The sequence below is a fragment of the Brumimicrobium salinarum genome, from assembly GCF_002844555.1.
Lineage (GTDB): Bacteria > Bacteroidota > Bacteroidia > Flavobacteriales_D > Crocinitomicaceae > Brumimicrobium > Brumimicrobium salinarum.
On the sequence record NZ_PJNI01000001.1, the window covers coordinates 36,725 to 50,239 of the forward strand.

Genomic DNA, 13,515 nt, shown 5'->3' on the forward strand with positions numbered 1-13,515 from the left:
TTGCATGTTTTATTAAAAAAGAAGAATTTTATTATAGTTAGTCGATAAAAAACGCTAATTCATCAGTAATAAAACAAATTTAAACGGAAACAACAGCTGTGAACTTATTAATATAGACGCTCAATACCTAATTACAAAATGCTCTTTGGCTTGATGTGAGCGTTTCATTAGAATTCCTATCTTGAATAAATCAATAGAGAGTCGGTAGCTTGTGTCGTTAATCAATTGGTTCCAGCCTTCAAACATATCTTTTGACCAGCGTATGTCGTCTAAAACAATTATGGTTTCGTCATGAATATGTTCGGAAAGCAGTTCGAGTTGTGTGAATAATTGTTTTGAAGAATGATCACCATCGATAAAAACCAGATCAAAAACTAAATCTTTTTGTAATTGTTTCAAATAATCATTGAAAGCAGCATTGATAAAATGCACTTTGTGATGCTGTGAAGAAGGAAAATTCCTTCTTGTGAAATCGTAGGTTTTTGTGCAACCTTCAACCGTATAAACATCTACATCTTCTTGAGCAGCGGCCAACATATACGTTCCTAACCCCAAAGAAGTTCCTAATTCCAAAATATTTTTAGGTTGATAAAAAGCACTCAATTTAAAAAGTAATTTGGCATATTTTTTTGGACTCCCTGAAGTTTTAGCGATTTGCTGAATCTTTCGTTGTGATTTCAATTTTTTCGATCCTGCCCCAAGGTCGTTTACTTCAATAAGCTTTTTATTTGCCAATAAGTCCTTTCTCATTTTTTGAAACACCATAAACTCATAAGCAGGAAGTGCGGTATTTAAACATCGATCTCCAAATTCATACATAAAAGGCGAATGAACGCCATGTCTTCGTTTAGAAATCAAGCAATATTTTATATATTCACGAATTATTAACCACATATCCGCCTCGAATCTACAATAAAATATTTTATGTTAAATATTATAATGGAAAAAGATAACATTACAACATTAGTTGAAAAACACAAAGAAATGGTGTCTAAAGGACAACCTGAAATCAATCTAGTTAGTCCTTGCCGACTCAATGAAGGAATCATTCGACATGCTGAATTCGAAAAAAATCGATTTAAAAAGAAATTTGAAGAGCAACAGCAGTCTATTGAATTTTTCATTCCAGCGTCTGGCTCAGGATCAAGAATGTTTAAGTTCCTATATGAGTTTTTAGCCGATCCGAATGAAGCTTCGCGAAGTAAAACTGAAAGATTTTTAAATGCGATTGAATCTTTTGCATTTTTTGAACTACTTCCCTATGCTATCAAGAAAAAAGTAAGGGATTACGATATAAGTTTAGACGATTTTGTTTCCTACCTACTTAAGAACGAAGGATTAGGCTTAGGTTTAATTCCCAAAGGTTTAGTTCCGTTCCATCGTTCGAGAAGTTTCATTTTAAATGCGTTTCAAGAACAATTATTACAAGGTTTGCGGCTAAAAGAAGATCATGTAAACTTCCATTTTACAATTAACAAATCTCATGAAGAAGAAATTAATGCGTCTTTGAAGTCAATTCAACAACTTACAGGAAGAAAATGCGCAATAAAATGCACTGAACAGGATCCTTCGACGCATTCTATTGCCTTCGACAAAAAAATGAACACAATCACCGATGATAAAGGAGATTTATTGGTTCGTCCATCAGGTCATGGTGCTTTATTAAAAAATCTAAATACGCTTTCAAGTGATATTGTTTTTATAAAAAACATTGACAACATCCAGCATGAATCGCGAGCCGATGTATCAATCGACAACCTAAAATATTTAGGTGGAATGCTGTCGATTATCAAAAATGAATTAAAAGAAGCAATACAGGATAAAGATTCGCGAAATAAGTTAGCGGCTTTAAATCTACAATATCAATTTGCGCACCCTAAAACAGATTTCTCACAATTAAGCGAAGAAGCCATTAAAGAAATGATTTATCGACCAATCCGGATTTGTGGTATGGTTCGAAATGAAGGTCAGCCCGGAGGAGGTCCTTTTTGGGTAGAAGAAGAGGGACAATTATCTAAACAAATTGTGGAAAAATCACAAATTGGAAAAGATGAAAGCCAATACAGATTAATGGTTCAAAGCCAATATTTTAATCCGGTAATTATGGCTGTCTCAACTAAAGATATTGATGGCGTACAGCTTGATTTGAATCACTTTTCGGACCCAAAAAAATATTTCATTGTGGAAAAATCCTATAAAAACAAAGACATTCGATTTGTTGAACGTCCTGGTTTATGGAATGGAAGCATGGCAAAATGGTTAAGTATATTTGTGGAAGTACCTTCTGAAACATTCACACCTGTGAAAACTGTTTTAGATTTACTCGATCCTGCTCACCGTGAAATGTAATGATTTTTTGAAATCATAATTTGGTTTTCGTAATTTAGGAATCAAATTATGATAAAAAACCTCTATTATATAGTTTTGACGTGTTTGATTGTGCTGTTTTTAAGCGCGACGAATAAAAACAATAGTAGACAGCATCAGGGACCCGACAAGATTTCATTTGGTGTAAAAATTGGAATCTTACCAACTGGTGGACTTACACAGTACGCTATGGTTTTTTATAAAAAAGGAAAAAGAATTTCCATTCAAGAAGTTTCATTAACAAAGCTTGTAAAAATAGGGAAAGGGGAATGGCCGTTACCTAGAACAACAACGTTTCATGATTTCTTTGAAGAATTTAACTTGTATAACGACACCTTACCTGATGGTAGAATAATCGATTATGGCGCTGCTTTTGATTCCTTGTGGAAAATTAGGTTTAATGTTCATCCATTTGACCACAGTAAGGGAGAAGGATGGAGCCAAGGTGAAATTCGTCCTTCATTGAAACAACAAGCGTATATATACAACCGATATGGCGTGAGAGGTTATGATCAAGATTACTTTGCCGATACTAGTTTTTTCAAATTACTCAAAGACGTGATGAATCCCAAATGGATACAAGAATATAAATCACTTAATTGAATCTATTTTCAAGAAACGTTTTGACATTTGTGAAAAGCCATTAGAAGGATAAAAAAGAAAGAAAAACAACACCAAATATTCAATTGCAATTAGGACTGTTCCCCAAAAAGAAGAACCCAAAGCGTAAAAACCATAGGATAACATTATTAAAAAACTCCACATTATAACTCCTAAATTGGCACTAAAAACCGCTAATCCGAGTGGTAAAACAACATACCAAGGATGTACAGTTGTTGCAAAAAGTAAATAAATAACATAGCCCCACATCATGCGTTCCAACAAGATCTTTGGCGCATAGATAGGTTTATAAAAGGCAAGCCATAAAATAAGTACAAATGCCAACAGGGAAGTTATAGGCCCTACAATAAGTGTAGGATTGCCTTCTACAAATCCGTCAGCCAACCAGTTGAACACACTAAATACACTTCCATTAAATTCAAAATTCACGAAATACAACTCTATGCTTTGAAAGAAATTTAAAAATACAGAAGGCCACATGTATATGCTTAGTAAGATTACTGAAAGCACAAAAGTTGATAGGTAAAAATAAAGGGTGAATTTGAGTTTTGAAAAGCGCAAAACAAAAGGGAGTAGTATTAAAGGAGTTAATTTCACATTAATTGCAATTGACCAAAACAAGGCACTTTTAAACACATTCTTTTTGATTAGAAAATAAATTCCAATCACTAACCATGCAAGAACAACACCTTCGAAATGCAAATTACCGACAACCTCGATAATCAAAATCGGATTCAAGAATAAAAGCAAAGATAAGTGTTTGGGCAGCTGCAGTAAATGCAATAACTTAAGAAAATAGATTGCACCTAAAGCCATGGTGAATATCATTAAAACCCTCAAAATTATTAACGAAACAAAAAGATCATCACTTAAGAAAGTAGGGATAAGAAAATATACCTGATGAACAGTTGGATAAACCGTATAATTACCCTTTGATAAATCCGTTGTATGTGTATACAAAAAATTCAAATATTCTGAAGATATAAGGCTGGGTTGAAGCTCTACAAGTGCGTTTGGTGAATGTGCATACGGATGAATTCCCAATAGCGTGATCTCACCATCCCAAAGAAATCGATAAACATCAGGCGACAATGAAGGCAAAGAGAAAAGAGGAACGAGAAATAAAAGAAAAGCAATCATTTTCCACTGCTTTAGACTGAGCAAATAGCGGTGATACATACTTACTAAATAAGTAGAAAATGCAATCCCATAAGCAGAAATAAACAATCCAAAGTCATCTTGTTCTAACCCATAAGCAATAAACGCTATAGCTAATAAGTAGACAAGCAGCCCCAATCCTAACATCCAATATTCGCGGGATAATTTAAACATTGACATTGCTCGTTTTTGCAGGTACTATTTTCAACCATTTTGGCTTTACTTCAAATAAAGTATAAAAGAAAACTGTTCCATATCCTACGGTAAGCATTAAATGAAAAGGAACCATTCCCAAATCGCCATGAATTAATCTATTTACAGTAGTAAAGCCAAAAACAAGAAAAAGAATTCCTTCGCCAACGGTCAGTAAGGAGATTGACTTTTTATCGTATTTATTTTCTACCTTACCTTTATTTACAGACACATTAAACTTAGGAGTACGAACAAAAGAACTTTTAATTCCAAGGTACCCTTCAATAACAGCGACAGCATTATTCAAAGAAAGTCCCATTGAAACAGTTAAAAATTGAAGGAATCTCCAAATAAATAAGCCAAATGACTTTCCTTTTTCTTTCATCTTATCTTGAAAAGCATTCCAATAATAAAACATTAGAAACACAGTTGCCAAAATAAAAACACTTCCAAATTGAATAAAATAATTCAGTGAGGCATAGGTGTCTTTGATATAAAGAATTGGGATGCTCAACAAGCTCATTAATAAAATAAACACAAATACTGAAGAATTAAATAAGTGCGCCAAACCATGCACCCTATCTACCCAACGTATATTCTTGGTAGTTAGGATTTGTTTAAACATTTTTCGAAAACATTCCGCGCCACCTTTCATCCAGCGGTGTTGTTGACCTTTCAAAGCACTCATGGTTATGGGTAACTCCGCAGGAGCAACTACGTTTTCAAGGTATTTAAATTTCCAACCTTTTAATTGTGCACGGTAACTCAAATCTAGATCTTCTGTTAAAGTATCGTGTTCCCATCCACCTGCATCAGTAATGCATGTCTTCCGCCAAACACCACCCGTTCCATTAAAATTGATGTAATGTCCCGCAGAATTTCTACCTCCTTGTTCAATCACAAAATGTCCATTGAGTCCAAAAGCTTGTAATTCTGTAAGCAGCGAATAGTCCTTATTAATATGTCCCCAACGTGTTTGTACCACGCCAATATTTTCATCATTAAAATAAGGAATAGTTTGTTTCAAGAAATCAGGATTTGGTAGGAAATCCACATCAAAAATAGCAATAAACTCACCTTTTGCATCGGGTAAGGCATCTGCAAGAGCGCCAGCTTTAAACCCAACCCTATTGTTTCGGTGAATATGTTTAATATCTAATTCTTCATGTTTTAAAATCTCTGCAATTTTTTTGCTACCACATCTTTCGTTTCATCTGTAGAATCATCGAGCACCTGAATTTCCAATCTATCGCTTGGATAATCGATCTGAGCCACTTTATCAATAATCCGTTCAGCAACATAAAACTCATTATAAATGGGTATTTGAATGGTTACGTAAGGAGCTTTTTCTTGATTAAACTTTAGTTTTTGTGGTTTATTAGGGTCTAAATCCCTTGATTTGCTAGCGCGGTATTTAAAAGCTAAAATTAATTGTAATATACTATAGAACAAGATTAGTAAAAGGCAAACTCCGTATATAATAAGTACAATTTTAGCCATCAAAAAGGCAAAATCATCTGTTATTCCAAAAACATTTTTCCAATCAAAAAATTGAGCGTCTTTCTCTTCTGTTTTTGTTTTGACAATACTAAAAATCATGAATTAACTTTATACTTAAAAACAGTAAAAATGATTTTCACCCCTGCCATTACTGCCCCTTTTATTGTTCCACTTACTTTTGAAGTTCCTATCCGAACCCTATAATTTACGGGTACTTCACAAGACTTCATATTTTTTTGTGCTGCTTTTATTTGCATTTCTATTGTCCACCCATAAGTTTTATCTTGCATTTCTAAGGCCTGATAAGCACCAAAACGAATCGCCCTAAATGGTCCCAAATCAGTGTATTCAACTTTATAAAGTAATTTCAGCAATTTTGAAGACAGCCAATTACCAAAACGTTGTGGCAATGTCATTGAACCATTTTCTTTTACTCCCAAAGCGCGGGACCCAATGACGATATCCATATCTTGCTCATAAATAGGTGCTATTACGTCAGGTAATTGTTCTGGATAATCTGAATAATCTCCATCTAAAAAGACAATTGTTTCTACCTGTTTATTTGCAACATAAGCACAACCTTTCAAACATGCCCAGCCGTAGCCTTTCCTTGGTTCAAAAAGGGCAATTGCACCAGTTGATTCCACACGTTTTTGGGTTTCATCAGTAGAGCCATTATTAACAACAATAATATTTTTTCTGGGAACAAAGGGGATGTCAGCAATAACTTTTACGATCGATTCTTGTTCGTTAAAAGCTGGAATTACAACAAAAACCTTGGCATAGTCAATCACTAGTTTTGACATTATTTTTAATCATTTTACTCAATATGGTCAGGAATATATCCCATCAATAATGCTTTCTTTACTAATCCCGTTGCATTTGACACACCAAATTTAGTAAAAAGATTGGAACGATGATTCTCCACCGTTTTCTTCGAGATAAAAAGGGCTTCAGCAATTTCTTTGATTCGCTTTTCCTTTAAAGTTTCATTAAGTACCTCTTTTTCTCTTTGTGTTAAAAGAATAGTCTCTGTACTTTTCCCATCATTGCGTTGCTCGATATGACTTTGAAGCAATGGATCAATATAAATTTTGTCTTCTAAAACCGCATGAATAGCTTCAGCTATATACATAGTAGAACTTGATTTTCCAACAAAACCATGCGCACCATTTTGTAATAAAGCATTCACCACTCTTTCATCTTCTAATGAACTTACGATGACAATTTTTACCTTGGGCATGAGTTTAATAATCTGATCCAAGAATGTTCGTGAATCTTCATTTCCGAGTATTAGATCAAGCAATATAACATCAATTTTTCGCTTTCCGAGTACAGTAACAATTTCTTGATGATTGGATGCCAATAATATATCTGATTCAGGAAACTGTCTTGAAACGAAACTTCTAATTCCTTCAAGTAGCATTTGATGATCATCAACAATTAAAATGCTTAAGTTATCGTTATTCATTAGTTAAGTTTTAGATTAATAAATATCTGTGTGCCCTGATTTGGTGAAGAATCGATATCGAAAACCCCATTGATCAGTTCGATTCTTTTTTTAACTGAACCTAAACCAATAGAATTGTTGACAATTGAAGTGTCCATTCCTATACCATCATCCTCTATACTGATTACTAATTCATTATTATTTTTCATAATCTGAACAGTGATTTCTGTTGCTTGGGCATGTTTTAATGCATTTTGAACCAATTCTTGAATACTCCTGTAAAGTATAGTCTCCACTTTTGGTTTCAGTGGAAGCACCTGCTTTACGTTGGTGTAAAAGTGTAGGTTATTATTCACATTATTGTTATGAACCATATAAGTAACCGCCTCAACAAGTCCTTTTTCGCTTAGCATAAAAGGAGATAAATTATGTGATATCCGGCGGGTCATTTGATGTGCTTTATTTAACATTTCAAATGTCTTTTTTGAAATATCCTGATGCATCTCTAACTCGAGTTTTAAAGCTGTAAGTTCAGCAGCCAGACCATCATGTAGCATACTTGAAATTTTGCTTCTTTCTATCTCCTCCGTTTCGCTAACAGATTTCACCAACTCTACTTCTCTCCTATTCCTTTCCAAGCGTATTTTTTGGCGATTGTATATAAATAAAGAAACACCAGATAAAACAACAAGTACCAATGAGAAGCCGCCAACAATCAACAAATTTGTTCTTTGTTGAATTTTACTGTTTTGTTTTGCAATAGTTGCTTCTTGAGAAAGAATGGTGTTTTTATTGGTCAAGTACTCGAATTGAACTAACAAACTATCAATGTTCCTTTTGTTTTTTTCGTTTCGATCTATGGTTTTTAGGGAGTCAGCTTTATTTAAATAAGTATAAGCGCTTCTATGTTGATCTGTATTAGCATAAGCTACAGAAAGACCATCAGCAATAGCATGTTCCATTGAGCTGTTGTTAAAGTATTTCAGGTTTCTTTCAGCATTCTTACCGTAATTGAGTGCTATACTGTACTCCTTCAACTCATTATGAATATCCATAAGTAATATTTCACTCATAATTTGAAATTGCTTCAATCGATATTTTTCACTTATCGTTAAACTTTTGCGTACAAACGGTATCGCTTGATGCAGGTTTCCATTCAAAAAATTCCACTCGGCAGCAGAAAAATTGATTAAAACCTTTCCTTGTATATTATTTGTCGAATCGAGTAAACTGAGTCCTAAATCAATGTGTTGTTTTGCTTCTTTCATCAGGTCTAAGTTGTTTTCACAGATAATTAATATCCCTAGGAACCCTAAATAATTTGGATGGTCTTTTCGATTTTTAAACTTTGAAAAACATTTTTCACTATAATGATACGCTTGTTCATAATCACCTAAAGCCAAATAAATATTGGCAATATTGTTATAAATAGTATGTTCTCTTAATTCGTTATTTTGCTTTTGATAAGCGTTTACAGCTTTAAGAAAAGACCTTATTCCAATGTCATATTCTTTTCTCGAGGTGTGAATAGCACCTTTTAAATTATAAAATTTAGCATCACTATAATTAACCTCATAATTGTCTTCAATATTTTGATTGGTAATATTTAATGCTTTTTCAAGTTTTTGGGTGATGTAATAGTGGCGTGCAAGATAAAATTGTGCAAGATCTTTTGACTGCCTTGTAATAGCTACATCTTTCAAGAGTAAGTTATTCAGACTGTCCTCTGATTCAACTTTCGGATTATTAGTCAGTAATTGCGCAGCATTATTTATTATCTTAAGTGAGTCTTTTTCAAATGTAGTTTGTGTTATTCCTCTTGTGAAAAACGAGAAGATTACAACAAGTAGGATTAAAATTTTGATATTCATAAATACCTGTAGGACTATATAAAATGTGATTAGAACCTTTTCAAAGGACTAATTTACATTAAAAATAACAAAGCGCAACAGAATCTTGTTAAACAAGTTTCCATTGCGCTGTGCTTTTGTGTTTTAACTTCTGTTTTCTACAATTTAAAAGTCATTCCAATTATTCCGTACGAACCCGCACCATATCCTGCCTCAACAAATACGGCTGCCCCATCAGAGAAAAAGTACTTCGCTCCTAAGGTAGGCCCAATATAAAAATTTGTTGTGCTTGTTGTAATTGTTCGTGTTGGCTCTTGATCTCTGTGAGACCTCACCACACCACCAATCATTAAAGCAGCGTATAAATCTAATTGTTCAACTCCAGTTGCTAGACCCATATTTTCATTAATAAAATCCCAAATATGGAATGAAAAACGAGCTCCTAAACTCAGGTAACTGTATTTGTTATCCCATTGACCAGCTGCATTTTCCCATTTATAACCATTATGCGTGTAACCTACGAAAGCTCCACCACTAACTACATTTGAAAAGCCATATTCTAAATTAGCTCTCAAATTAGGAATCGAATAGTGATTATAACCCAAAGAATTATAATAATACTTATTCACTATTGAATAGCGAGGCAAACCAATTCCTAAATCGAGGTATAGCTTATTGGATTCGTAACCTTCTTGAGCATTCGCATTTGGTATAGAACCAAAGCACATGATCGAGATAAAGATTATTCCTAGTATTTTTTTCATTTTTGTTAAATTATTTATATTTCCTTAGAAGTAAAGATTATTAGCGATTAAGGAAGTAAACCTCCGCCTTCTTGGCAATCAGAATGCATATTCCCTCCGTTATCATTAAAGACTCCATTATTGTCTTTATTAAGGGCTTTTTTCGAACCATTTTTTATATAACAATTGTTCATTGCTAGTGCACCTCCTCTAATGTAAATCATTGCATCGTTGTTCCATGCACCACCACCATAATTAAACGTAGTGTAAGAAAATTCGTTTTCTGTTTTCATACTTTCTAAAACAATCGATTGCCAATAGCCTGGAATTCCTGAGGCTCCATAAACTCTAACACTATCTGTAACCGTACCGTCTAAAGAAAGCGATCCTTGATCACTAGCAATAATTCTGGTGTCTTGCCCCATAATTAAAGTTACCCCTGGACTAAAGCTTGTATGCCCTCCAGTTATTTCAAAAACATTTGCCAAATAATAAGGTAGGTTTAATTTAGGAACGTTTACACTATTTGAATAATTATCCCCATGTACTCGAATATCATTCATGTCATTATTAGAACCAAATGTAGTAGTATTATCTAGTGTCCCACTCTGCCCAAAGGTATGAAGAGAAATGGGTTGCTTTTCAAAAGCATCAAAGTAGTTATCTTTAAAATCTGGCAATTTACCTTCTCTATGACTCACAAAAAGGCCATATTCTTTCCCCATAGTAAAGGATGAATTTTGAACAGTTAAGTTAGCGCTTCCTTGTACAGTCACCATTCCTTGGGCGTTCCAAGCACCTCCTCCGTGAGCGATATTACAATGAATCAATTTATTGTTCGTTTCATTAGATTCATATTTAATATACTTCCAGTGGCCTTTCACATCATCTCCCCCTAAAATTTGTATCTTATCATTTGGAGTTCCTGTCGCATCTAATGAACCATTGCTCTCCACTAATATATATGCATCTTGCCTCATTTCTATACGAACTCCTGGCTCTATCACAACATCAGCTGCTATTCTCCAGTTATCATCAATATAATATTCAACAACATTTGGATCTGAAGAAATGTCCTCTATAACCAGATTAGAAGTTTCTTTTCCAGAAAGTCTAATCGGCAATTCTTGACCACCAGGCCCTGTTGTTCCTCCACCTGGATTATTCGGATCATTCGGGTTTACACCATTATAAACACAACTTCCGTCATCATTTTTTGCATTCTTGTCATAGTTATCAGCATTTTGATCTGTACAGCCTTCTCTTTTACAAGCCATCAAAACGATAACACTCAAAACTATCATCATTAATTTACTTACTTTCATAACGTATTTTTTTTTAATATTCATAACAAAACTAAATAAACACATTAACTAAAAAGTAAGGGTTTTCCCTAGTTTTAAAAAAAAGAAGAAAATTAACGCCTTAATGTTGGATGTTTGTCATGACCGATAATGATGGAATCATCATTTACTCTGCCTTCTTCTGGACCATTTTCAAGCTTTAGCACTCCTCGCGGACAAACGGAAGTACATACACCACAACCTACACAGGATGCACGCACTATGTTCTGACCTCTTTGCGCATACCATCTTACGTCAATTCCTTGTTCGCAATAAGTTGAGCAGTTTCCACAAGAAATACATTGTCCGCCATTGGTTGTAATTCTAAATCGGGACTTAAATCGTTGAATTATTCCCATATAACCTGCCATTGGACAACCAAATCGACACCAAACACGATTTCCTAGCAATGGATAGAATCCTACGCCCACAATTCCAGAAAAAATCGCACCGATGAAAAATCCATATCCTTGTTTAATGGTTCCGCTATTGATTCCAAAAGCTTGGGAATTGTTTCCAAAATAGCTGATCAACATTGAACCAACCATTACAACTGCAATCACAGCGCCTACTAACATGAAATTTCGTGATTTTCCCTTTCCAGCCAAATTTATTGGGTTGAGAACCTGTCGCTAAAATCAATTGATCATATTGAATGGGCGGAGTTTGCAATAAGTTTAATGTCTTATGCTCAAAATTTACCTCATCGACATAATCTTCTATCAAATCGATACGGTTTTTTTGCCAAAAATCATTCTCATACGGCTGAATATCTTCAAAACGCATGTGTCTCATGTAAACATACATGAGTGCCGTTCTAGAGAAGAAATACTTTGATTCGGAAGAGATGATCGTAATTCTTTTATCGGAGTTTTTGCGAATATGTCTTGCAGCAGTAACTCCAGCAATTCCATTTCCAATAATTACGACATGCTCCATAATTTCATTTTTTTGTAAGGCGGTGAAAATAACCTCTCTACAATAAAAGAATAATATTTGAGAAATTTAAATCGGAAATTGATTTAATTATAAAAGTTTTTGTTCTAAATGGAAAGTAGCACAGCAATAAATAAGGCAAGAATCAATGCGTAGTTATCTGATTTAAAAACTTGATTTAGAAGTGTTTTTAAATGTTCTGAAGATAAATCAAGCACCCCAAACTTACTGCTGATAGGTAAATCCATTTTTAAAGAAAACGTAATTTCCTTTATTTACCTGAACGCGAACAGTATTTCCATTCACTTCAAATGGAGCTCCGGATAAATTACTGATGATTTCCACTTCATTGTTATGAAAAACGGAAACACCACCATTCAAGTTTCGAAAAGCTACAATACCATCTCGCAGTTTATATTCTTGCGGGATATAATTTGCAACTTCGTATCTTTTTCCTTTATAATAGGCATAAAACACACCGTTTTCTCCCCACACAATTAGATCTCTAAAAATCTCATAGAAAGAAGCGTAGGTACTTAATTCTACAATTTCACCTCGAATAAGTGCTTTTAGGTTTTCATTTCTATCGAGATAAACAATTTGATCATAACCCGTTTTATAGCTTTGCACCATAGTTGGCTCAATATCCAGCACCTCATTTTGAAAGGCTACCGCAAAGGTTTGGTTAAAGGGATCATTAAAAGCAACTAAATTGGCCCCTGTTGCGTAAGCAATATGCTCATTAAACACGCCTATTTCAATAATTTTACCGCCTACAAAAGCATAATTAACATTTCCATTTCCAGTAAAGGCAACCGTATTACTTCCAATATATTGTGGAAGATGCACATCGGAAACACTATAATACAAATCATGTACCTCGCCTCTATAATAAACTTTTATAGCATTTTCTCTTCTATCCTCATAAACTATTAAGCTATCAGAAACTACATAACGTCCCGCAAATCGCGTTAAGGTTTGTTTTTCACCATTATCCCACATTGACAAAATAGGTCCAGCATTCCAAGCCAAGAGATTTATTCCTATTTTGTAATCATTAGCAAGTCCAGATAATTTTTCACTTTTTCTACCATCATAAACGTATAAATCACTTTTACTATCGATGTAAGCTATAATTTCTTCAGAATACTTATAATCTATCGGTTTTAAAAAGTCTAATTGCCTTGTTTGGCCTTCATGAAAGCTTTTAAAGTATTCTCTATTATCTATAAGAGGAAATACAGATTGACTATTCAGTTTCAACGATAGACAAAGCAGAAGAATGGAACTGATAATTAATTTCATTTCAAAAAAAGGATAAAAAAAGGGTGTCCATAGAACACCCTTTCATAAGA

General features: G+C 34.0%; 12 protein-coding genes and 2 pseudogenes. 2 read left to right on the forward strand and 12 right to left on the reverse strand.

The genetic code is table 11. From position 1 onward, the window contains the following. Positions 1 to 120 precede the first annotated feature (120 nt). Complete coding sequence (locus CW751_RS00185) at positions 121 to 894, reverse strand: O-methyltransferase (RefSeq protein ID WP_101332940.1); 774 nt, start codon at positions 892 to 894, stop codon at positions 121 to 123. A 30-nt stretch (positions 895 to 924) separates the two neighbouring features. On the opposite strand from CW751_RS00185, the gene CW751_RS00190 reads away from it, so the two are divergent. Together CW751_RS00190 and CW751_RS00195 are read left to right on the forward strand one after the other, a co-directional pair. Then, entirely contained in the window at positions 925 to 2,349 is a 1,425-nt protein-coding gene (locus tag CW751_RS00190) for a DUF4301 family protein (RefSeq protein WP_101332941.1), read from the forward strand. A 48-nt stretch (positions 2,350 to 2,397) separates the two neighbouring features. Further along, positions 2,398 to 2,970, forward strand: coding sequence for a hypothetical protein (locus CW751_RS00195; protein ID WP_101332942.1), 573 nt, complete (start codon positions 2,398 to 2,400; stop codon positions 2,968 to 2,970). Here CW751_RS00195 and CW751_RS00200 read toward each other — a convergent pair. From CW751_RS00200 to CW751_RS00245, 11 genes and pseudogenes are all read right to left on the reverse strand, one after another. After that, the gene (locus CW751_RS00200) at positions 2,959 to 4,320 is read right to left on the reverse strand and encodes a hypothetical protein (RefSeq protein ID WP_101332943.1); all 1,362 of its coding nucleotides are present in this window, start codon (positions 4,318 to 4,320) and stop codon (positions 2,959 to 2,961) included. The two genes, CW751_RS00195 and CW751_RS00200, sit on opposite strands and share 12 nt — an antisense overlap. After that, a complete protein-coding gene (locus tag CW751_RS00205) occupies positions 4,313 to 5,524 on the reverse strand; it encodes a glycosyltransferase family 2 protein (RefSeq protein ID WP_317045782.1) in 1,212 nt (403 codons plus the stop codon). Before CW751_RS00205 ends, CW751_RS00200 begins: the two co-directional genes overlap by 8 nt. Then, complete coding sequence (locus tag CW751_RS15875) at positions 5,509 to 5,937, reverse strand: glycosyltransferase family protein (RefSeq protein WP_317045772.1); 429 nt, start codon at positions 5,935 to 5,937, stop codon at positions 5,509 to 5,511. The genes CW751_RS00205 and CW751_RS15875 overlap by 16 nt, the downstream gene beginning before the upstream one ends. Next, on the reverse strand, positions 5,934 to 6,644 hold the full coding sequence (locus tag CW751_RS00210; RefSeq protein ID WP_101332944.1) for a glycosyltransferase family 2 protein: 711 nt from the start codon (positions 6,642 to 6,644) through the stop codon (positions 5,934 to 5,936). Before CW751_RS00210 ends, CW751_RS15875 begins: the two co-directional genes overlap by 4 nt. Before the next feature lie 14 nt (positions 6,645 to 6,658). After that, positions 6,659 to 7,309, reverse strand: coding sequence for a LuxR C-terminal-related transcriptional regulator (locus CW751_RS00215; protein WP_101332945.1), 651 nt, complete (start codon positions 7,307 to 7,309; stop codon positions 6,659 to 6,661). Beyond that, positions 7,309 to 9,159, reverse strand: a complete 1,851-nt coding sequence (locus tag CW751_RS00220; protein ID WP_101332946.1) for an ATP-binding protein — start codon at positions 9,157 to 9,159, stop codon at positions 7,309 to 7,311. The genes CW751_RS00215 and CW751_RS00220 overlap by 1 nt, the downstream gene beginning before the upstream one ends. A 137-nt stretch (positions 9,160 to 9,296) precedes the next feature. Next, positions 9,297 to 9,902, reverse strand: a complete 606-nt coding sequence (locus tag CW751_RS00225) for a hypothetical protein (protein WP_101332947.1) — start codon at positions 9,900 to 9,902, stop codon at positions 9,297 to 9,299. A 47-nt stretch (positions 9,903 to 9,949) separates the two neighbouring features. Continuing rightward, positions 9,950 to 11,206: a hypothetical protein gene (locus tag CW751_RS00230; protein WP_133122076.1), complete on the reverse strand. Its 1,257-nt coding sequence runs from the start codon at positions 11,204 to 11,206 to the stop codon at positions 9,950 to 9,952. A 92-nt stretch (positions 11,207 to 11,298) separates the two neighbouring features. Next, a pseudogene (locus CW751_RS00235) lies at positions 11,299 to 11,787 on the reverse strand (4Fe-4S binding protein); the annotation flags it as partial. A 28-nt stretch (positions 11,788 to 11,815) separates the two neighbouring features. Continuing rightward, a pseudogene (locus CW751_RS00240) lies at positions 11,816 to 12,163 on the reverse strand (FAD-dependent oxidoreductase); the annotation flags it as partial. A 222-nt stretch (positions 12,164 to 12,385) separates the two neighbouring features. After that, entirely contained in the window at positions 12,386 to 13,465 is a 1,080-nt protein-coding gene (locus CW751_RS00245) for a hypothetical protein (protein ID WP_133122077.1), read from the reverse strand. Positions 13,466 to 13,515: the final 50 nt, after the last annotated feature.